Genomic DNA, 20640 nt, shown 5'->3' with positions numbered 1-20640 from the left:
TCTTATGTTGCCTGAATTACTCAAACACGATGGCTTGGTTACCTTGATTGAAAACACCGGAGTCCAGTTCATGGACTTTGGTTTTGACATCAATGCTCCCACTGTGGGCAGCAAGAAGCTGGGCACCTTGAACCATTCTTTCTTCAGCACGAACGGCCAGAACTGGCGCTTTCTGTTTGAAGGCTTGCAGTTTGGTCAGGAGCAAACCCTGTTCCATCAGCCCGAAGGCGAGGTTGGGGTGTACCAGGGCGGTGGCCGCAATGATCAGGAATGCGATGTCTCCCTGAGCCGTACCCTGGACCTGTTCGATGGCCTGTGGCTGCCTGTGCCCTATGTGCGCTTTGTGGCGCCGCATCGCTTTGACCATGGCCCGGCCAGTTGGAGTCGCCTGCGCGTGGTGCGCCTGGAAACGCCTGATCGCGACGGCAATACGCACCGAATTACGCTTGCCTGCGATACCAGCGTGGTGGACCTGACCGAGGGCGCGGCTTACCTGGCCCCCTTGCGTGAAGATATCAATGCCGGGGCCTTGTTCCGCATTGCCTGCGACAGCGCCCATATGGACTGGTTCCTGAACCGTGACTGGGTGCAGGAATGGTTGCTGGAAGTCTATAAAGACAACGTCAATAAAACGCGCAACATCGATTTTGGTGAAGATGTCAGCGCCTTGCACTCGGCACAGCTGCATTTCCTGAATTTGCTCAGCCTGTTCGCCCCACCGCATGAGTGCGTGGATGGCCGCTCCGAGGCCTGGGTGCGTCTGCCGGACATCAAGGTGCTGGCCGCTAACTGGCAAAGTGAGCAGGTCATTCCTGTGGATCTGGTGCTGGACGTGGGGAATTCGCGCACTTGCGGGATTCTGATTGAAAACCACGGTCAGGACGATTCCGGCTTGCGGCAGAACTATGTGCTGCAACTGCGGGACTTGTCTCATCCGCATCAGGTGTACAGCAAGCCTTTTGAAAGTCGCGTGGAGTTTGCGCAGACGGATTTTGGCAAGAACCACTTGTCCCTGAAAAGCGGACGCCCCACCGCCTTTTCCTGGCCCACTTTAGTGCGTGTCGGGGATGAGGCAGCGCGTCTGGCTGCCCGCCGTCGCGGCACCGAGGGCACGACCGGGCTGTCCAGCCCCAAGCGTTACTTGTGGGACGAAAACGAATACAAGCACGGCTGGCGGTTCAGCCAGCAGTACGACCGCTCCGATGCAGAACCGCGTGCCCTGGCGGCACCGTTCTCCCTGCATATCGACGAGCGTGGCGAAGCCCTGTACACCCTGGACGAAGCCGATCGTCTGCCGGTGTTCGAGCCTTTCTATTCACGCAGTTCGGTCATGACCTTCATGCTGACCGAGGTGCTGGCCCAGGCGCTGCTGCAAATCAACAGCCCGGCCCAGCGAGTACGCCAAGGTCACTCCAACAAGCCACGTCGCTTGAGTAATATCGTTCTGACCGTGCCGCCCGGCATGCCGCTGGTAGAGCGCAGCCTGCTGGCAGAGCGTTTGCGTCAGGCCATTGGTTTGCTGTGGACCAGCATGGACTGGTATCAAGGCGAAGAAGACCCTTATGGTCTGGAGCCTTCCGAGTCGGGCCGCATGCCGGAGAACCTGCTTGTGCCTCTGCCCGAGTTCCGGGTGGAGTGGGACGAAGCCACCAGCTCTCAACTGGTCTACCTGTTTACCGAAATTACCCAGAACTTTGCTGGCCATGCTGACGAGTTCTTTGACGCGGTTGCCGCTCCCTACAAGGAAGATCGGGAAACACTGACAATAGGCATTATTGATATTGGTGGCGGTACCACCGATATCGTGATCAGTGACTACACCTTGCGTCGCCCGGCAGGGGCGGGCGGTGGCAGCAATCTGACCATCTCGCCCAAGCAGCGTTTCCGCGACAGTTTCCGCGTGGCTGGGGATGACATCTTGCTGGACGTCATTCAGCGTTATGTGCTGCCTGCTTTTGAAGACGCCTTGAGCCATGCGGGTGTGGAAGACACGGATGTGTTCTTGTCGCGACTGTGTGGCAATGAAAAGGCCGATGCTGATAAAGCCGTTTTGCGTCAGCAACTGGCCCTGCAGGTTTTTGTACCATTGGGCCTGGAGTTCCTGAAACGCTACGAAGCCTACGATCCGCATGAAGACCCGCGCGCCGTCCAGTCCTTGCCGTGGGGCGAACTGCTGGAGTTCGAGCACTTGCAGGTCGATCAGGCCAATGCACCGCTGTCCCATGCTTCGGCAGGTTCGGCGGATGCTTTGCCACGAGTCTCCAGCAAGGTCGTTCAGTACGTTCTGGACGAGCTGCACAAACATGCCGGTCAACGCGTCGACCTGGAGTTGGCCAAGGTTGAACAGCCTTTTGATCTGGCTCATTTGCATCAAGGTCTGGTCAGCGGTTCCTTGAATATCAACGACCCCTTGCGCGCCTTCAGTGAGGTGCTGAACTACTACGATTGCGACATTGTGCTGATGGCCGGACGTCCTTCGCGTCTGCCGGGTGTCCAGGCCTATATGCGCTCGCAAATGCCGGTATCGCCGGCGCGTTTGCTGCCTTTGCACAATTACCGCACGGGTAGCTGGTATCCCTTCCATACTAATGGTCGGATCGACGATCCCAAGAGCACGGCCTCGGTGGGCGCCATGTTGTGCCTGCTTTGCTACAACATGAATATTGACCAGTTCAATTTCAAAGTATCGAATCTGCGTCCGCGTTCTACCCTGCGCCACATCGGGATTATTGACTCCAATAATCAGATCAAGGATCAGGACATCGTCTACAAGGACGTGCTCCAGATGGACCCCGATACCCGCGAGGAAATGGTGACGCTGGAGAGCGTCAGCAGCGAAGACTCGGACGGTTATCACCTCTTGATGCAGGGCAGTTACCTGCGCCTGGGTTACCGACAGCTGGATGTGGAGCGCTGGCCCGCTTCGCCCTTGTACTACCTGCACTTGAACGAAAAGGTGCGTCGTCAGATGGCCGATGCGCCCGACGACGATGGCCAACTGCCATCCATGGAAGTGACCTTGATGGTGGATAAGGCTTCCCAAGGTGGGCAAGGCCGCCGTTTGATCAGCGATCGTCTGAAGATCAAGAACTCGGCACCCCGAGACTTCAAATTGAGTGGCGTGTCCAAAGGGGCCGTCCGTATCCAGCTCAACACCATGCTGGAAGCAGGCCTGGGTGATTCTCCATATTGGCTCGATAGCGGGAGCGTAGTGCTCAAATGATGGACATGACGACCTTACAGCAGGATTTGTGCCAGGACTGGCAGAACGTATATCAAGGTGCCGGAGAGGCGATTGACTGGGTGATGCAGGCGCGCGCTTCGTCGCAACGCCTGAACGCACAGGCCGATAGCCTGGTGCTGGAACTGCGCCGTGCCCGCAATACCGCCCGCAGTCTGGGTGTGGTCTCGGGCCGCCCCATGACGATTGGCTTTTTTGGCCTGTCGCAGGCGGGCAAGTCTTATCTGATTTCCAGCCTTGCTGCGGGTGGCAATGGCCGTCTGGAAACCAATTACGGCGGTGAAACCATCGACTTCCTGCGCCACGTGAACCCGCCAGGGGGCGGTAAGGAGGCTACGGGTCTGGTAACGCGCTTTAGTCGCAATGCCACCGCAGGCCCTGATGCCTATCCCGTCGAACTGCAGATTTTCTCTGAAGTCGATATGGTGAAAATCCTGGTCAACAGTTATTTCAATGACTTTGACAAGGAACAGATCGGCTACACCTTTGCCGCAGACCGCATCAAGGCCCTGATCGAATCGCTAAAGAGCCGTGCCGGTGCCAATGATGCTGGTTTGAGCGCCGATGACGCCGTGTCCTTGTGGGACTACGTGCGCAGCAGCTTTGGCAATACCACTCGCTTGCTGGACAGTACGTACTGGCCGGAGGTCATCAATCTGGCCCCTGCCTTGCGTCTGGAAGACCGGGCACAGCTGTTCTCCATCTTGTGGGGCGAGCAGACTGAGCTGAGCGAGCTTTATATCGGCCTGGCCAAAGTGCTGCAGGCTCTGGGTCACCCCAGCAAGGTTTACGCACCACTGACAGCGCTGATCCGTCGCGAAGGCGATGGCTTTGTGCAGCAAGACAGCATCATGAACGTGGATGTGCTCGAATCGCTGGGCAGCCCCACGGAGAAAAGCCTGAGCGTCTTGCCCGTGCGTGAACAGGATGGCCAGCCCGTCGTTGCCGCCCAAGCGGTGGAAGTGCCTTTGGCTCATCTGGCGGCGTTGACGGTGGAGCTGACTTTCCCCCTGATTGGTGAAACCCAAGGCGGCGGCGTGGACAAGGTCGATCTGCTGGATTTCCCCGGTTACCGTGGTCGCCTGAATATTCGCTCCGTGCAGGACGCCGGTGCGGCGTCGGAAAGCAGTGGCGGCAACCCCGCCTCGCAACTGATTCTGCGTGGCAAGGTGGCTTATCTGTTTGAGCGCTATACCGATCAGCAGGAAATGAACGGTCTGGTCATGTGTACCGCTTCGGACAAGCAAAGCGATGTGAAAGATGTAGAGCCCGTGCTGACACGCTGGGTCCATCGCACTCAGGGTGCCACGCCGCAGGAACGCCAGAACCGTAAAGTGGGTCTGATGTGGGCCATCACCATGTTCGACAAGCGTATCGGTGCCTCCCTGATTCAGGACGACGCCCAGGTACGTGACAGCTGGGACGGTCTGATGAAGATGAGCTTCAAAGAGCGTTTCGGCCACTGCGAATGGTTGCAGCAATGGCGTCCGGATCAGCCCTTCTCCAACACCTTCCTGGTGCGCAAGCCCGGCATGCCCACACCCTTTATTGATCTGGACACCGAAAGCCGGGAGCTATCCATTACGGCATCCGTGGCCGACAAAATGGATCGCATGCGTGGCAGCTTTATTGAAAATCCGCTACTGGCGCAGCAATTAAGCGATCCGGCCGAAGCCTGGGATGCCATGCTGGCCTTGAATGATGGCGGCATGCAGCGTTTGCGTGCGTATGTGGCTCAAATCGGTGGTCTGGACTTCAAGCTGATGCGCTTGCAGGAACAGTTCCGCAGCTTGCATGACAGCCTGGTCAAGAAGTCCCTGCATTCCTGGTACAGCCAGGACGGCGATCAGCAATCGGTGGTCAAGGAAGCCCTGGCCAAACAGTTCCGGGAGGAGCTGCCTGCTTACCGCGCCATTGTGGGCGAGCTGCTGGCTGCGCTGCACCTGCCGCAAGATACCTTGCGGGATCTGTTCCTGAGCCTGGGTTCCAGCAAGTCCGAGCCGGACGAGCCGGGCGTTCTGACCCAGGAGCAGCCCTTCGAGCAGCAGTACGCCGATCTGGTGTACCGCAGCTGGGTCAGCCAGTTGCGCGAGCTGCCAGCCAGTCGTACCAACCAAAACGTGCTGCGTATGCCGGTGGACTTGCTCTCCAGCCTGGTTGAAGAGCTGATTGTGGCCTCGGACCGTTGGGCCTTGCGTGACAAATTGCTGGCTGTGTTGACCAAGCGCCGCCAAAGCGGTGTGCGTCGTGAGCGTCTGGCTGATCGCCAGGTTTGCAATGTGGCCATGACGATCAGCGAGTTTGTGACCTGGTTCTACCTGAAAGGCGGCAGCGACGACTTCTTCAAGAGTCCCAAAGCCTTTGCCCAGGATGGCATGCCGGTCCTGCCGGCAGAGCCCCAGGATCACGGCGCAATTTTCTTTGAACAATGGTTGGCCGCTTTGGCCCATACCACTTTGCATAACGCCGGTTATGAAGGTGGCCGCGAACTGAGTCTGGAACAGAATCAGGCTTTGGGACGCATTCTGGAACGATTTACCGATAAGAGCGTGGCATGAAATTAAGATTTAGTTTGCAGGCTTTGGAGCCCGCGGTCCCTGGCCGCGCTCGTCTGTATGTGCGGGATCTGGATGAAGAGCTGGACCTGGGCGAATACTCGATCGCCATTCAGCGCAGTCAGAATAGCTATTACTTGCACTCGGCCCAAAGCTGGGATGCGTCCTTGCGCTGGTTGCCGCAACAAGGCTGGACCGAGCATGAAGAAGGTATTGCCGTTCTGCTGAACGCTGACATTGTGGATTCGCTGCTGGCCAATGCCAGTGATGCGTATCAAATCACTCTGGCCGATAGCAGTGGCGAAGAGCTGGGTCGCAGCCCGCTGAAGCTGGACAAGGCGATCTTGCCTTCCACGGCCGGTGGCAATGCCCAGGCCATGGAATTGACCATGCCGGCAGTTGCTGCGCCCGAGCCTCCCGCTCCGGAGCCAGTTGTTGAAACACCGCCCGTGGTTGAGGTGGTGGAACCTGTGCCCGAGCCCGAGCCCGAGCCGGTCAAGGTAGAAGCACCTGCTCCCAAAAAGGAGACGGTTGCTCCTGTCGCGCCTCCCGCCAAAAAAGGTGGCATGGCCAAATGGATCGTCTTGCTTGTTCTTTTGTTGATTCTGGCAGGCGCAGCAGGCTACTGGTTCTACAGCCAATCCGCCAAGGACGACAGCCCGGCCGTGCCCGATGCTCCAGAGTCCAGGCCTGCGGTGGTGGAAACAGACAATTGCACCATGGACAAGTTGGCAGACCGTCCCGGCCTGCAATTTGTGCAAGAGTGCGTCAAGGAGAGCAAAACCTCCGAGCAATGGCTGGCCGTGATCGAAGAAGCCAAAAAGGCGGAACAGTGTGACGTGGCCCAGCGTTTGTACGTGAACAAGGCACAGTCCGGTGATGTGAAAATTGCCATGGCTTACGCCCGTGAATACGATCCCAAAGATCACCAGGCCAACACCTGCTTTAGCAAGCCCAATCCTGCTACCGCTGCATACTGGTATGAAACCGTCTTGCTGTCCGAGCCTGATAACGCGCAAGCCAAGGCCCGCTTCCAGGAGTTGAGTCAATGATGATGCGTCCCCTTGTTCGATTCAGTTTGCTTGGTGCTCTCCTGTTGGGCGCAAGCCAGGCACAGGCCGCGGCTCCCTTGCTGCAAGAGGGCAAGAAGACGCTGTATCAACGTGTTCTGACCACACCGTCCTGCCGCCTGTTCTCTTCGGAAACGGATCAGCAGGGCAAGCCGGTTCCTGCGTTCAGCCGCTTTTATATTTATCAGCGTACCGAGCAGGGCGGGGCAGAGCGCGTGCAAGTTGGCCCGGATAGCCAGGGCAAGACCGTAGGTTGGCTGGACAAGGCCTGCACGGTGGACTGGAAAATGCAGTTGACCCTGGCCTTCACCAATCCGGCCAACCGCGATCGCATGCTGTTTTTCAAGGATCGCGCCTTGCTGGAAAAAGTGCTGGACACGCCAGACCCGGCCACTTTGGTGGCCCCTATGCGCCAGGCTTTGCGTAAGGACGCGCAAACAGAGGGCGTATTGGCGCAAGAGCCCGAGTACTTTGTGGATGTGCAGGAACAGTTCTACCTCTTGCCCGTTTTGAGTGGCGAAGAGGTCATGACTGAAAACGGCTTCCGTACTCGTTTGCTGAATGTGGCGTCTGTCACCAAGCACACCGCAGATCAAAAAGAGCCGGAAGCCGCCAAACAAGAATCTGAGCAAACCCAGGATCAGGACGCTGCCCAACGCACGTCCCAGATCAAGGGCTTTAGTGCGGCCGTGGTCTTTGTAATTGACTCCACCATTTCCATGGACCCCTACATTGATCGCACCCGCGAGGCCGTGCGCAAGGTCTATAGCAAGGTGGAAGAGCAGGGCTTGTCCGATCAGGTCAAGTTTGGTCTGATCGCGTTTCGCTCCAATATGGAAGCCGCGCCAGGGATCGAGTATTTGACGCATGTATATGCGGACCCTAATACCGTAACCAGTAGCGAGGACTTCTTGTCCAAAGTGTCGGACTTGAAGCAGGCCAAGGTATCCACCGTTGCTTATGACGAAGATGCCTACGCAGGCGTGCTGGAAGCGCTGGACAAGGTGAACTGGAACAATTTCGGCGCACGTTATGTGGTGCTGATTACCGATGCCGGGGCGCTGGAAGGCAATAACAAGTACTCTTCGACCGGATTGGACGCACCGCAACTGCGTATTGAAGCGGCCAAGCCCGGTGTGGCGATTTACACCCTGCATTTGAAGACACCATCGGGCAAGAACAACCATGCCAAGGCCGAAGACCAGTACCGAGAGCTGTCCACTTACGGTGGCACACAGACCTCGCTGTACTACCCGGTTAATGCCGGTGACGTGAACCAGTTCGGCAAGATGGTCGATAATCTGGCGACCGCGCTGACCGAGCAGGTCAAAGTGGCTTACCAGGGAGGGGATGCGATTGGCAGTGCGGCGCGTGCCCAGGAGACCGGCGACTCCACCACCGACCAGATGCTGACCGACGCCGAGCTGATCGGCCATGCCATGCGCCTGGCGTATTTGGGCAAAACCACGGGCACCACCGCGCCTGAAGTGTTCCATGCCTGGATCAGCGACCGTGATCTGGTGCGCCAGAACATCCCGACAACCGACGTCCGTGTCTTGCTGACCAAAGCTCAACTAAGTGACTTGAGCGATGTGGTCAAACAGATTCTGGATGCGGCTAATGAAGGCATGATCTCGCCCACTGATATGTTCAACCGCTTGCGTTCCGTAGCAGCGGCGATGGGGGCGGACCCCAGCACCCTGAAACAGGAAAAGGGCACCAAGCTGGCCGAACTGGGCCTGATGAGCGAGTACCTGGAAGATCTGCCTTACCAAAGCGCGGTGCTGACTTTGGATGAAGATACCTGGACCAGCTGGGATGCCTTGAGCCAGGAGAAATTCATTCGCGATCTGAGCACCAAGTTGCGCCACTACGAGCGCTATAACGCCGATGCGGATCGCTGGGTGTCCTTGGCTGAAGGCGCGGATGCACGTGATGACGTTTATCCCGTGCCTTTGGAGATGATGCCCTGACATGCTCCGCATTCAGCAGCTAGAGGTCTCCCGGGGGCAACGCTCCCACGCTTTTCGTGTGCAACTGCCCGAGCTTGCTCTGGACGCAGGGCAGATTGTGGCCGTAACCGGCGTCAGCGGTTGCGGCAAAAGCACCTTGCTGGAAACCCTGGGGCTGCTCCTGCGGCCCGCTCAGGCCCAGGTTTTCACCTTGGGTCAAGAGGCCAGGGATATCAAGGCCTTGTATGCCAGCGGGCGCGAGTCTGAATTGGCCCAATGGCGGGCCAGAAACCTGGGCTTCGTGCTGCAAAACGGTGGTCTGCTGCCGTATCTTTCGGTTTGGGAAAACATGGTTTTGCCGCGCCGTTTGCTGGGCTTGCCGATCAAGGCGGACCATCTGGATGCGGCCATTGCTACCCTGAAACTGGAGCGGCTACTGAATCTGTACCCTTCAGCCTTGTCGATTGGGGAACGACAGCGGGTGGCCTTTTCTCGCGCTATTGCACATGCTCCCGGTCTGGTGCTGGCCGATGAACCTACTGCCGCTCTGGACCCTGAAACGGCTCACAATGTGTTCCAGCTGTTTTTCAGTCTGGCCAAGGAGCTGAACTTGGCGGTTTTGTTGGTCTCGCACGATTGGGACAGTTTGAGCCAGTTCGCTATTCCGCGTTTGCAAGCCAGGCTGGAACCGGGTTTGAGCATTTTTGTTCCCGAGGTTGCCGCCCCATGTTTGTAAACGTCTTTCGTCTGGCCTGGGCCGACTTGCGTTTTGACTGGCGCATCTCGTTTTGCATGGTTGCAGCCATGGTGGCCGTAGTGGCCCCTTTGCTGCTGCTTTTTGGCCTGAAGCACGGTGTGGTCACCCAGTTGCAGCAGGAGTTGCTGCAAGATCCGCGCAATCTGGAAGTGAAGATGTTGAGTAGCGGCAGCTTTGACCAAGCCTGGCTGAACACGCTGCGTGAAATGCCCGGCGTGGGCTATGCCATTGGCATGACGCGCTCCTTGAATACCCAGGCAGATCTGCGCCTGGATCGACGCCGCTTTCTGGAAAATGTAGAAGTACTGGCCAGCGCACAGGGCGATCCCTTGTTGCAAACTCAGGCCCGTGACTTATCTCCCAATGAAATCATCCTGACTCAGGAAGCCGCCCGTCGCTTGAATTGGACAGCGGGCGAGTCCGTGTATTTGCGCCTGAGCCGCCGTTTGGATGGACAGCTGGAGCAGGGCAATAAAGCCATGACAGTGGTGGATGTGCTGGCGGAACACCGCTATTCGCGTCCCGCCGTGTTCGTGGCCCCTGAAACCTTGCTGGCTCTGGAATACGCCCGCGATGGTTTTCAAATCCCCGACTTTTCCCTGCTGACTGGCAAGCCTTTGGCTGCCGATATGCCCGTGCTCTACGCCCGCGCCCGTGTCTATGCCAGCACGATTGATCAGGTTGGCGAGGTGGCACACGGACTGGAGCAGCAAGGCATTCCGGTCGCCAGCCGTTACGCCGATATTGAAAACGTGCGTGCTATCAACCGGGTACTTAGCCTGATCTTTGGTGTGATTGCCCTGACCGCCATCGTGGGCTGCGCCGCCTCCTTGGGTGGGGCCTTTTTGGCGAATGTGGATCGCAAGCGCAAAGATCTGGCAGTCCTGCGTTTGCTGGGTATTGATAGCGGTGGCGTCATCCGCTACGTGCTGATTCAGGCCATTTTGCTAAGCCTGATCGCCTATGCCTTGGGACTGGGCCTGTATGGCCTGGGCAGCACCTTATTCAATCAACTACTGGTGGGAGATGGCCTGCAGACGGACTTCGTGTGTCGCATTACCGTAGCCCATGCCCTGTACGCCTTATTGATGGTGGCAGGGTTGGCGTGTGTGGTGGCGGCGATCGGAGCCTGGCGGGCCGTTCGTGTTCAACCTGCGGAGAGTTTGCGTGAAATTTAAACTTTTGTTCAGTGCAGCCAGCTTGCTGCTGGGTTTTAGCGCTGTGGCGCAGGCAGCGCCCTGGGACGAGAAGTACTACAACCCCAAGCCAGCCGAAGGTGATGTGGTTCTGCCCATGCCTTGCGAAGGCGCCATGGTATTTCGTCGCGTGGCCGTGCCCGTGGCTGGACCTTTAGACGATATGCGAGTGGTGGTAGGACAGGAAGCCGAGGAATGGGGCTATATCGAACACAAGCGCCCCGAGTTCATTGCAGGCAGCTTTACCGATAGCAAGGCGGGTTCGTCGCGCTACTACCTGATGGCCAAGTACGAACTGAACAAGTTGCAGTACCAGGCCTTGACCGAGGCCACTTGCCCTACGCCCAAGAACAATTTGGTGGTGCCGCAGACCGACATCAGCTGGATGGATGCGGTGCATTTCTCCGATCTGTACAACCAGTGGTTGCGCGAGAACGCCGCCGACAAGCTGCCCAAAGAGGATGGTTTGGCCGGTTTTGTACGTCTGCCTACCGAAATTGAATGGGAATATGCCGCCCGCGGCGGCTCAGCCCTGTCCTCGGCCGAGTTCCGTGATGTGCGTTACCCCATGCCTGAAGGCATGAATGACTACGAGTGGTATGCCGGTGCCCAGTCCTCCAATGGAGCGGTTCAGTTGATGGGACGGCTCAAGCCCAACCCGCTGGGCCTGCATGACATGCTGGGCAATGTAGACGAGATCATTCTGGAGTCTTTCCGCCTGAACAAGCTGGATCGTCAGCACGGACAGGCCGGTGGCTTTGTGGTGCGTGGCGGCAATTTCCTGTCCAAGCCCGAAGCACTGCGTTCTTCGGCTCGTAAAGAGCTGGCGTACTACGGACCTAAAGGACCAACAAAAGCCAAAACAACCGGCATGCGTCTGGCCCTGGTGTCGATTGCCTTGACCTCACGCGAGCGTGTGCAAGCCATCGAAAAGAGCTGGCAAGCCCTGGGCACCGAGCAAGGCACGGTGAACCCGAATGAGCCAGCAGAAGAGTCCGCGGTGCAGCGCCTGGGCTCCTTGGCCAGTACGCTGGAGGACGACAAGCTCAAAGCCCAGTTGAAGCAGTTGGAAGGGGATTTGCGAGCGGCCAATCTGCGTCAGGAAGAGATGCGTGACCAAGCCATTCGCGCCAACCTGGAGCTGGGCTCGTTCCTGTGCACCAAGCTGAAAGACGATGTGCTCTTCGTAGAATTGCTGCACCGAAATTACGATGCCTTGTGTGAAGCCGATACGGACGACAAGCAATGTGCCAGCCGCAAGGTGAAGTTGGACGAACAGGAAGACCGTGTTGCCAAATTGGCCCGCTATTATGCGAGCAATTTGATTGACGCCTCGTCCTTGTATGGCCTGAATTTGCTGGAAAAACAGGTGCCGGTAGAGCGCCAGATGATGGAACAAAACAAGAGCCTCAGTGCCTTGAAACCCTACCTGGAAGTGCATTGGAAAAATCAGAAGGATTATCTGAAAACAGATGCCATTGATATCAATGCCTGGAAAAACAGTTGTAAATCCGTGCCCAACTCGTAAAACACGAGTCAATAAAAATAGACGTACTTCAAATGGAAGAGGAAGTTATGCAACACGTGCGCCGTTTTACCCCTAGAACTTTGCTGGGCAGCCTGATGCTGGGCGTGGCCTTGCTCTCGGGTTGTGCCAGTACTGGCAGTAGTTTGCTGGGCGGTACCCAGGCCGATGACCGTCTGACCAGTGGTCAGGATGCGAAATTCTTTAGCCGCTCGGGCTTTCAGGCGTGTGCTGGTGCTGCGGCAGTGGGTGTGCTGGCTTGCATGTTGTCCAACTCCAGCAATAAAGCGGCTTGCGCGATTATTGCGGGTGTGGCCGCTTGCGGTGTCGCCATGGGGACCAACTACTATCTGGACCAGCGTCGCACGGAATACGCCAATACCTCGGATCGTCTGGCCGCCATGCAGCGCGACGTAGAAGCCGATACGGCCAATATCATTGAGCGTACCAATACGGCTCAACAAGTGATTGCTGACGACAAGCGGCAGATTGCTGAAATCGAAAAGCACATGAAAGAAAAAACGATGGAGAAAAAACAGGCCGAGAAGCAATTGGCCCGTATCGATAAAAATATCGAAGTGCTCAACCGTGATCTGAAAAACATGAACGAAAAGGTCAGCCTGTACCGCGACGTGGCCGATGCTGAACGCAAGGACGGGGGCAAGAAGTCCGAAGTCCAGCGTCTGGATCGTCAAATTGATCAGATGAATGTGAAAGTGGCCGTGCTGCAGAAAGAAGTAGACGACCTGTATTCCATGCGTTCCGCCGTTACTTTGGGTTAAGGATTATGCGAGTATTTCTGTGTTGGACCCCATTGGCAGCCAGCCTTTTGCTGGCCGGTTGTGCCACCACCATGAGCGAATGCGATCCTTCTGATCAGGACGCCGGCTTTTTTACCAAAATCAGTTGCGACACCTCGGGTGCGTATCGTCAGCATATTGATGCGCGCGAACAAAGCCTGCTGAGCGCGCAGGAAGCCAATGCGTTGTTTCATCAGGTTTACAAGGATATTCAGACACAGCAAAGTCTGAGCAAGGCCAGTCTGGCCCAGCAACGTCAGGCACAGACGGCGTTGAACCGCTCCATGGGGCAACTGGTTCGCAGTTTGCAGGCCAGCAAAGGCAAGGAAGCCGGTTTGCAAAACCAGCTCAAGGACCTGGATAAAGGCCTGAAAGACGTGAACCGCTCTACCGAAGACAATAGTCCGGCCGCGATCGCCCAAAAGCAGCAGCAATTGCAGAAGCTGCAAAAAGACGTCAGCCGCCTGCAGTCCAGTTTGGGATACGACGAGTAAAAGCCTATGCAGCGCGTCATTCTTGATTCGGTTGGACCATCCTCGGCGTATCAGCAGCATCAGCATGCGCTCAATGTACTGAAACGCCAGGACGAACCCTTAACGCATCTGTTTTCCACCTATCAGGCTGATGGTTCCGAGACCACCGCCTGGTGGACGGGCATGCAGGGCCAGGCCGTGCCCAAAAGTAGCTTGTCTGCGGCACAGCAACAGGCTCTGGATGCGCGTTACCAGCAATCGCTGGACCGGATCGAGGTCCTGAGCCGCCAGCTGCAAGAGCAGGGGGCGACGCAGGACGCGCAAGCGCTGCAAGCTTTGCTGAAAGACGTGTCGGCCAAAGGCGCGGTTTACAGCGTAGGCGGCAAGCCTTTGCTGCTCATGAGCGAGAACCCGGCGCTGTCGCCCGAGCCCTTGTTCGAGTCCTATCAGAAGCGGGTGTCACCACCACCGCCTGTGTCTTCTGCGGTGCCTGCGGCAGCAGCCGTGGGGGCAGGGGCTGCGGCGACGACTGTGGCCACCTCCAAAGGTCGTCCGTGGCTGTGGTTCTTGCTGGCTGCTTTGCTGGCTTTGTTGCTGGCGCTGTTCTTGTCCTGGTGGTTCAAGTGGCCCCCAGGTTGGTGGGATAAGGATGTGGTTCCGGTAGAGCCACCCGCTGTGGTCAAGCCTGATCCCGTAGTGGAAGAGCCTGTTGTGCCTCCTGCTCCACCGCCAGAAGAGCCGGTGACGCCTGTTCCCGAACCGGAGCCCGAACCAGTCAACGTCGAGCCTGTGCCCGAGCCCGTGGTGGAAGAGCCGCCTGCGCCGCCTCCTGCACCGGAGCCACCGCCCAAGCCCGAGCCACCACCCAAACCTAAGCCTGAACCCAAACCGGGTCCCAAGGTGTCGTCTGATCCTAACTTTGTGTGTGCTCAGGACGAAAAGGGGGAGGTACTCAAGCCCGAGGTCTACATCATTTTTGATTCCTCCATGTCCATGTTGCTAAGCGTCAATGCCAAGATTCAGGACGAGGAGTGGTTCTTTAGCCAGGATCTGGACGATATGGGCTCCTGGAGTGATTACGCTACCCAACGTGCTCGAACCTTGTTTCAGGGCACCTCGCGTATCGATGCGGCACGCAGTGCTTTCTCCAGCATGGTGGACAGTTTGCCGGCCGGGCAGGATCTGCACTTGGTGACCTTTGCGCAGCAGTGTGCAGCACCCAATTACCAGGGCCGCTTTACGACCGCACAGCGTGGACGCTTGAAGAGCTTGATCCAGAATATCGAGGCCAAGGACAGTACCAACCTGGTGCAGTCCCTGAATCTGGCGGCCAGCCGGGTCGATGGGGTGAACCGGGATGCCTTGATCGTCTTGTTTGTGGATGGCAATGACGGTTGCGATCAGGATATTTGTGCCGTGTCGCGCAGCATTGCGCGTGCCAAGCCACGTTTGCGTATCAATGTGGTGGATATCACCGGCCAGGGCTTGTCGGCCTGCGCAGCAACAGCAACCGGCGGGGTCACACTGGCTCCCAAGCAGTCTGGTCAGATTGCCAAAGCCCTGCGTGATGCCACAACGGACTTTGTGAAGCGCGCCGAGCAAGCCTGCAAATAAACACATAGCTTGTTGATGTGCCGTGATCAGCCTGGGTTCGCCCAGGCTGATTCGTTTCTGGACAGGCAGAAAAAGACAGGGTCACAATAAGGGCCTGGTGACTATGTGTGAACCTGCCAAGAGGGCTGAGGTCTGGCTCTGTCCGTGTTGACCGTCAGTGATGCCCAGCTTGTGATGAGATTTCTGTGGCAGAACGGGAGGTCTGAGGCCTGGAATTGTTTTCCCCGAGACTTGGCTCCGCACTATTCAATACCGCTTTTGCGCTGAACTACGCATAGACTGTGGAAATGTCTACATCGTCCTCTCGCCCTGACTCGCCCGAACGCCGCCTGCGTCGCATGAAGCGCAGCGCATTGGCTTTGCTGGCGCTGACTATCTGCCTGTTCCTGCTAAGCCACGCCATGATGCGGCAGGGCGAGGCGGCGCCCATTGCCGGATTTTGGCCCTGGCTGCGTGCCTTTAGCGAGGCCGGCACCGTCGGTGCGTTGGCAGACTGGTTTGCCGTCGTGGCCTTGTTCCGCCACCCGCTGGGCCTGCCGTTTCCACATACTGCGATTATTCCCAACAAGAAAAACAGCCTGGGTGAAAGCCTGGGCGTCTTTGTACGCGACCACTTTCTGGACTCTGCCATGTTGCTGGAAAAGCTGCGCAGCCTGGACCCGGCAGCGCGTTTGGGGCAGTGGCTGTCGCAACCTGAACAAAGCGAACGTGTCAGCCGTGCCTTGCAAACCGCCATGGGCGAGGCTCTGCGCTTGCTGGACGAGCGCAGCGTTAAACAAGCACTGACCGATGGCGTACGCGGTTACTTGATGCGGGTGGACATGGCTGGTTCCAGCTCCCAGATTCTGGGCTTGTTGACGCGCAATGCCCGACACCAGCGCCTGCTGGACGAAGTCTTGCAGCAATTGGGTGGCTATTTGTCCAACGAGGCAGTCAAACAGCGTGTGGCTGATGTATTGGTGCGCTACGCTCAGCGGGAGTGGCCCAAGCTGCTGGCCATGGTCGGGGTAGTGACCTCGGTAGACGAGTTGTCGGGCAAGATGGCCGACCGTCTGGCGCGGGCTCTGGTGGATGAAGTGCAAACCATTTTGAGCGAGCCCGAGCACCCCTTGCGCAAGGATTACGAGCAATGGGTACACGACTATATTCAGCGCCTGGGTCAGGACCCGGACTTGATGGAGCAGGTAGAGGCGATCAAGCAGCGCTTTTTGCACCATAAAGATGTGGGTGAGTACGTTGATGGCGTCTGGACGGACGTCATGCGTGTTGTACGCAATGATCTGGCCAAAGAGGATTCGTCTGTGGCGGCCCATCTGCGTCAGATGGCGCAGGATTTGGGGACACGCTTGAATACGGATGCGACGCTGCGTGAAACCTTGAATGAACACATGCTGTCCGCAGCAGCGGGCCTGGCCGAGCAACTACGTGAAGGGGCCAAAGACCATATCTCGCGCACCGTGCGTCAATGGGATGACAGGCAACTGGTGCGCGAGCTGGAACTGACCGTGGGCACGGATCTGCAATACATACGCTTTAATGGCACGGTGGTGGGCGGCTTGGTTGGCGTAGGCCTGCACGCGATTCTGTTACTGGGTTTGGTTTAAAAAGAGCCTGCCAGATCAGCGTCCTGTCAGCGCCTTGGCCGTGCTTGGAAAACAGGGCAGAGCATTTCTGATCAGGGTTAGCTGAATCCGCAGCCTTATCGAGGCAGGAGTAGGAGGGGGCGGGGCAGCGAGACGCTCAGCGCTTTGCCCCCACGGCTTTCTTATCAGGCAACTTTCAGCAAGGGAACTGGCTCCTGGGTGGCATTCGGGTCGGGGGCGTAGGTAGAACGGCCAGTCGACCCCGTATTCAGAAGCTGGATGGACAGTTTCAGCTCTTGTGCCTGACGGCTGAGCTCATGCACTGTCACTCCCAAATTTCGAGCCAGATCGGCGTTGTCATTGGTATCGCTGTCCATGGTGGAGACAGCGTCGTTAATCTGCGCCAAACCGCTGGCTTGCTCATTGGAGGCCGTGGAGATTTCGCTGATCAGATGTGTCACATCGGAGACGGACTGCATGATTTCATCCATGGTAGAACCGGCCCGTTTGGCATGGTGGGCGCCGGTTGCCATGCGCTTCAAGGAGTCTTCCACCAGGTTTTTGATTTCCCCGGCGGCCTGCGCACTTTTCTGCGCCAGACTGCGTACTTCACCGGCCACGACCGCAAACCCTTTGCCGGCCTCGCCCGCACGGGCGGATTCCACGGCGGCGTTCAGTGCCAGAATATTCGTCTGAAACGCCAGCCCTTCAATAATCGACACAATATCGCCAATGCGCTCGGAGCTATTGTGGATGTCCTGCATGGTGCTGACCATGTCCTGCACCACTTCGCCCCCACGCCTTGCGGTAGACAGGCTTTGGTCGGCCAGCTGATTGGCCAGCCTGGCATTGTCCGCGGTCTGCTGCACATTCATGGTCAACTGCTCCATATTCGCGGCCGTGCGCTGCAAGGAGCCCGATTGGGCGGCGGTACGGTGGGATAGTTGGCGGTTGCCGTCCTCAATTTGTGTGGACACATCCAGCGAGGCCTGTATGCCCTGATGCACATCGCGGGCAAGGCTCAGCAGGCTCTTGCGCATCATGTCCATATAGAAATACAGCTGTGCAATTTCCTGGCTACGGGTGTGTTGCGGGTTCAGGTCGATCAGCAGATTGCCCGTCGCAATTTGTTGAGCAATATGGGTGGCACTGTGCAGGGGCTGCATCATGCGCTGGGTCACGATCCAGCCGTAGGCCAAGGTGGCCAGACTGAGCACCCCCAGCGAGGCCAGCCCGGCGGTCAGATAGGTGCCGGATGCGCCACTGCCCAATAGCAAACCGACGCTCAAGGTCACCAGGCTGCCCGTCAGAATCCCGAAGCGTAGCAAGCTGGCGCGCAGGCTGCGGTTCAAGGGTTGGAGCAGGGTATTCAGGGCAGAGCGCCAGCCTCTGGCTTGCAACTGACCTTCATGTAGACGAAAGCCGCGCAACCCTTGCTGCTGGATGGAGTGGTACAAATATTCTGCTTCCTTGATCTCTTTGGGCTGGGCGCGTACTCGTACCGAGGCATAGCCATTGACGCGGCCATTCTCTATTAAAGGAATGACGCGGGCCTTCACCCAGTAAAAGCCGCCGTCTTTGCGGCGGTTCTTGATCAGCCCCGACCAGGATCGTTGTTGCTTGAGGGTCTGCCATAAATCCTGAAAAATCACGGCCGGCATGTGGGGGTGACGCACGATATTGTGGGGCGCCCCGATCAGCTCATCATGGCTGTAGCCGCTAACCTCGATAAAGACCGGATTGGCGTAGATGATGCGCCCCTTCAGGTCTGTTTTGGAGATTAAATAGGTTTTTTCGGGTACCTGTGTTTCATGAGACGTAATGGCTTGGTTTTCACGCATGATCTGGCCCTGTTAAAGACGTAGGCGGAAAAGGACAGATCATTATGTTGCATATTGACTCAATTTTGTTACCTAGTATTTGCATTAGAGTCAAAATGTGTCAAGGTAATGACAAACAAAATCCAGGGTTTCAGAGCAAGGTTCCCGTGGTCTACTTCCTTGATTTTATTATTAATTATTGTTTTCAAGTATTCCGGGTATCAAAACCGATCCCGGAATTATTGTTTTGTCTAGCTGTCAGTTTTATCAGGATCAGCAGAGCCGCTGCCGATCCTGATTTTATGGTTTAGCGGCGAATCGCTTCCAGGCGGGTATTCGCTGTTTTGGCACTTTGAGCCTGAAAGGGCTGCGTGTTCTGGTAGGACAGTACCTGCATGGTGGGAGCCTTGCTCAACTGAGCCAAAGCAGGAGCACTTTGGTTGGAATCGACAGAGCCGGTATTCAAGGCCTTGATGGCATCGGCCAGCTCGGAGGCTTCGGAGGCCAGGTCGCTCATGGTGTTGCCCAGATCCTGTACCAGGGCGGCATTCTGCTGGGTGACCCCATCCATCTTGGCCATCGCTTCGTTGATCTGATCCAGACCGCTGGCCTGCTCGATCGATGCGGTGGAGATCTCGCCAATAATATCCGTGACACGTTTTACCGAGTCCACGACCTCGCCCATGGTGGCGCCCGCGCGGGCAGCTTGTTCGGCACCCACGGCCATACGGCTTACCGAGGCATCAATCAGGTTCTTGATCTCGCCAGCAGCTTGGGAACTCTTCTGGGCCAGACTGCGCACTTCACCCGCCACCACCGCAAAGCCACGGCCAGCCTCACCGGCACGGGCCGATTCCACCGCCGCGTTCAGCGCCAGAATATTGGTCTGGAAGGCAATGCCTTCAATGACGGTGACGATATCGCCAATGCGGCGCGAGCTGTCGTGAATGCCTTGCATGGTCTGCACCACTTCATTGACCACTTCGCCGCCACGCTGAGCAATCTGCATACTGGCATCGGCCAACTGGCTGGCCTGATTGGCGTTATCGGCGTTCTGACGCACGGTTACCGTCAGCTCTTCCATGCTGGCGGCGGTTTCCTGCAAGGACGCGGCCTGATCTTCGGTGCGCGATGCCAGATTGGTATTGTTGACTTCCAGAATGCGGGCCGCATGGATAGAGGCATCAATCCCGGTGCGGGCATCACTGGCAATTCCCACCAGACTCTTGCGCATCAAATCCAGACAGAAGTAGAGCTGGCCAATTTCCGAATTGCTTTCGCTGGAGTTGATGTCAATATCCAGCTGCAAGTTGCCGGTGGCAATCTGCTGGGCGATCAGGGAGGCCTGGTCCAGAGGGCGGATTACACGCTGGGCAATCAGCCAGCCGTAACCCATCATCACGGCACTGGCCAGGCACAAACCACCTGTCAGCCACAAACCCGAGCCTTGAGGTACGCCACCTGTCAGGGCGAAGTACAGGGCGGTGCCGGTCGTGGCCAAAGCCAGGGCGCCCATACGGAACAGGCTGGCACGCAAGGAATTGCTGAAAGGGCGGCGCAACTGACTCAAGGCCTTGCGCCAGCCGGTAGGCACAGCACGGCCTTCATGCAGGCGCACACCTTTGGCGCGGCCTTCATTAATGGCGGCGTACAGGCTTTCGGCCTCGTCGATCTGTTCCTGGCTGGGTTTTACGCGCACCGAAGCATAGCCAGCGACGGTGCCATTTTCGTAAATAGGCACCGCCATGGCGTACACCCAGTAAAAACCACCGTCTTTGCGGCGATTCTTTACCACACCCATCCAGGGGCGTTTATTTTGCAAGGTGTCCCAGAAGTCCTGGAAGGCCTCGGGCGGCATGTCGGGGTGACGGACCAGGTTATGGGCCTTGCCAACCAGCTCCTCACGGGTGAAGCCACTGATCGCAATAAAGGCTGCGTTCGCGTAGGTGATCCGACCTTTCAGGTCGGTCTTTGAAATAAGGTACTGATCGGCCCGGACGCGAACCTCGTCCTGGGTAATGGGGAAATTCTTACGCATTCATCATCCTGGAGGA

Annotated in this window: 13 protein-coding genes; 11 read left to right on the top strand and 2 right to left on the bottom strand. The window is 57.4% G+C overall.

The features are described from left to right. Positions 1-4: 4 nt before the first annotated feature. From D0C27_RS16745 to D0C27_RS16695, 11 genes are all read left to right on the top strand, one after another. Positions 5-3223 (top strand): virulence factor SrfB, encoded by a 3219-nt coding sequence (locus D0C27_RS16745; protein WP_137431347.1) that lies wholly within the window; start codon positions 5-7, stop codon positions 3221-3223. Positions 3224-3228: 5 nt separating this feature from the next. Continuing rightward, positions 3229-5799, top strand: coding sequence for a virulence factor SrfC family protein (locus D0C27_RS16740; protein WP_170978591.1), 2571 nt, complete (start codon positions 3229-3231; stop codon positions 5797-5799). Continuing rightward, positions 5796-6848, top strand: a complete 1053-nt coding sequence (locus tag D0C27_RS16735; protein ID WP_137431345.1) for a hypothetical protein — start codon at positions 5796-5798, stop codon at positions 6846-6848. The genes D0C27_RS16740 and D0C27_RS16735 overlap by 4 nt, the downstream gene beginning before the upstream one ends. Continuing rightward, positions 6845-8839: a vWA domain-containing protein gene (locus tag D0C27_RS16730; protein ID WP_088452407.1), complete on the top strand. Its 1995-nt coding sequence runs from the start codon at positions 6845-6847 to the stop codon at positions 8837-8839. The genes D0C27_RS16735 and D0C27_RS16730 overlap by 4 nt, the downstream gene beginning before the upstream one ends. A 1-nt stretch (position 8840) precedes the next feature. Continuing rightward, a complete protein-coding gene (locus tag D0C27_RS16725; protein ID WP_115634964.1) occupies positions 8841-9554 on the top strand; it encodes an ABC transporter ATP-binding protein in 714 nt (237 codons plus the stop codon). After that, on the top strand, positions 9545-10753 hold the full coding sequence (locus D0C27_RS16720) for an ABC transporter permease (RefSeq protein ID WP_137431344.1): 1209 nt from the start codon (positions 9545-9547) through the stop codon (positions 10751-10753). The genes D0C27_RS16725 and D0C27_RS16720 overlap by 10 nt, the downstream gene beginning before the upstream one ends. Next, positions 10743-12299 carry a formylglycine-generating enzyme family protein gene (locus D0C27_RS16715; RefSeq protein ID WP_035269131.1) on the top strand — a complete coding sequence of 519 codons (1557 nt, stop codon included), beginning with the start codon at positions 10743-10745 and terminating at the stop codon, positions 12297-12299. The genes D0C27_RS16720 and D0C27_RS16715 overlap by 11 nt, the downstream gene beginning before the upstream one ends. 47 nt (positions 12300-12346) lie before the next feature. Beyond that, entirely contained in the window at positions 12347-13078 is a 732-nt protein-coding gene (locus D0C27_RS16710) for a hypothetical protein (RefSeq protein ID WP_035269133.1), read from the top strand. A gap of 5 nt (positions 13079-13083) precedes the next feature. Next, positions 13084-13590: a hypothetical protein gene (locus tag D0C27_RS16705; protein WP_137431343.1), complete on the top strand. Its 507-nt coding sequence runs from the start codon at positions 13084-13086 to the stop codon at positions 13588-13590. 6 nt (positions 13591-13596) lie between these two features. Then, positions 13597-15183 (top strand): vWA domain-containing protein, encoded by a 1587-nt coding sequence (locus D0C27_RS16700; protein WP_137431342.1) that lies wholly within the window; start codon positions 13597-13599, stop codon positions 15181-15183. A 287-nt stretch (positions 15184-15470) separates the two neighbouring features. After that, the gene (locus D0C27_RS16695; protein WP_137431341.1) at positions 15471-16787 is read left to right on the top strand and encodes a DUF445 domain-containing protein; all 1317 of its coding nucleotides are present in this window, start codon (positions 15471-15473) and stop codon (positions 16785-16787) included. Positions 16788-16951: 164 nt separating this feature from the next. Here D0C27_RS16695 and D0C27_RS16690 read toward each other — a convergent pair whose 3' ends face one another. Together D0C27_RS16690 and D0C27_RS16685 are read right to left on the bottom strand one after the other, a co-directional pair. Continuing rightward, a complete protein-coding gene (locus tag D0C27_RS16690) occupies positions 16952-18607 on the bottom strand; it encodes a methyl-accepting chemotaxis protein (protein WP_021446811.1) in 1656 nt (551 codons plus the stop codon). A 286-nt stretch (positions 18608-18893) separates the two neighbouring features. Then, positions 18894-20624 (bottom strand): methyl-accepting chemotaxis protein, encoded by a 1731-nt coding sequence (locus D0C27_RS16685; RefSeq protein WP_137431340.1) that lies wholly within the window; start codon positions 20622-20624, stop codon positions 18894-18896. Positions 20625-20640 lie beyond the last annotated feature (16 nt).

Origin of the sequence: Alcaligenes faecalis (assembly GCF_005311025.1) — a bacterium.
Taxonomy (GTDB): domain Bacteria; phylum Pseudomonadota; class Gammaproteobacteria; order Burkholderiales; family Burkholderiaceae_B; genus Alcaligenes; species Alcaligenes phenolicus.
The sequence above is the reverse complement of the archived record's forward strand: the minus strand, read 5'-3'. Positions and strand labels throughout refer to the sequence as shown.

Bases quoted from the DNA above. Each gene is read 5' to 3' on its own strand.
- D0C27_RS16745 (WP_137431347.1), top strand. From the start codon at position 5: ATGTTGCCTGAATTACTCAAACACGATGGCTTGGTTACCTTGATTGAA.
- D0C27_RS16740 (WP_170978591.1), top strand. From the start codon at position 3,229: ATGACGACCTTACAGCAGGATTTGTGCCAGGACTGGCAGAACGTATAT.
- D0C27_RS16735 (WP_137431345.1), top strand. From the start codon at position 5,796: ATGAAATTAAGATTTAGTTTGCAGGCTTTGGAGCCCGCGGTCCCTGGC.
- D0C27_RS16730 (WP_088452407.1), top strand. From the start codon at position 6,845: ATGATGATGCGTCCCCTTGTTCGATTCAGTTTGCTTGGTGCTCTCCTG.
- D0C27_RS16725 (WP_115634964.1), top strand. From the start codon at position 8,841: ATGCTCCGCATTCAGCAGCTAGAGGTCTCCCGGGGGCAACGCTCCCAC.
- D0C27_RS16720 (WP_137431344.1), top strand. From the start codon at position 9,545: ATGTTTGTAAACGTCTTTCGTCTGGCCTGGGCCGACTTGCGTTTTGAC.
- D0C27_RS16710 (WP_035269133.1), top strand. From the start codon at position 12,347: ATGCAACACGTGCGCCGTTTTACCCCTAGAACTTTGCTGGGCAGCCTG.
- D0C27_RS16705 (WP_137431343.1), top strand. From the start codon at position 13,084: ATGCGAGTATTTCTGTGTTGGACCCCATTGGCAGCCAGCCTTTTGCTG.
- D0C27_RS16700 (WP_137431342.1), top strand. From the start codon at position 13,597: ATGCAGCGCGTCATTCTTGATTCGGTTGGACCATCCTCGGCGTATCAG.
- D0C27_RS16695 (WP_137431341.1), top strand. From the start codon at position 15,471: ATGTCTACATCGTCCTCTCGCCCTGACTCGCCCGAACGCCGCCTGCGT.
- D0C27_RS16690 (WP_021446811.1), bottom strand. From the start codon at position 18,607: ATGCGTGAAAACCAAGCCATTACGTCTCATGAAACACAGGTACCCGAA.
- D0C27_RS16685 (WP_137431340.1), bottom strand. From the start codon at position 20,624: ATGCGTAAGAATTTCCCCATTACCCAGGACGAGGTTCGCGTCCGGGCC.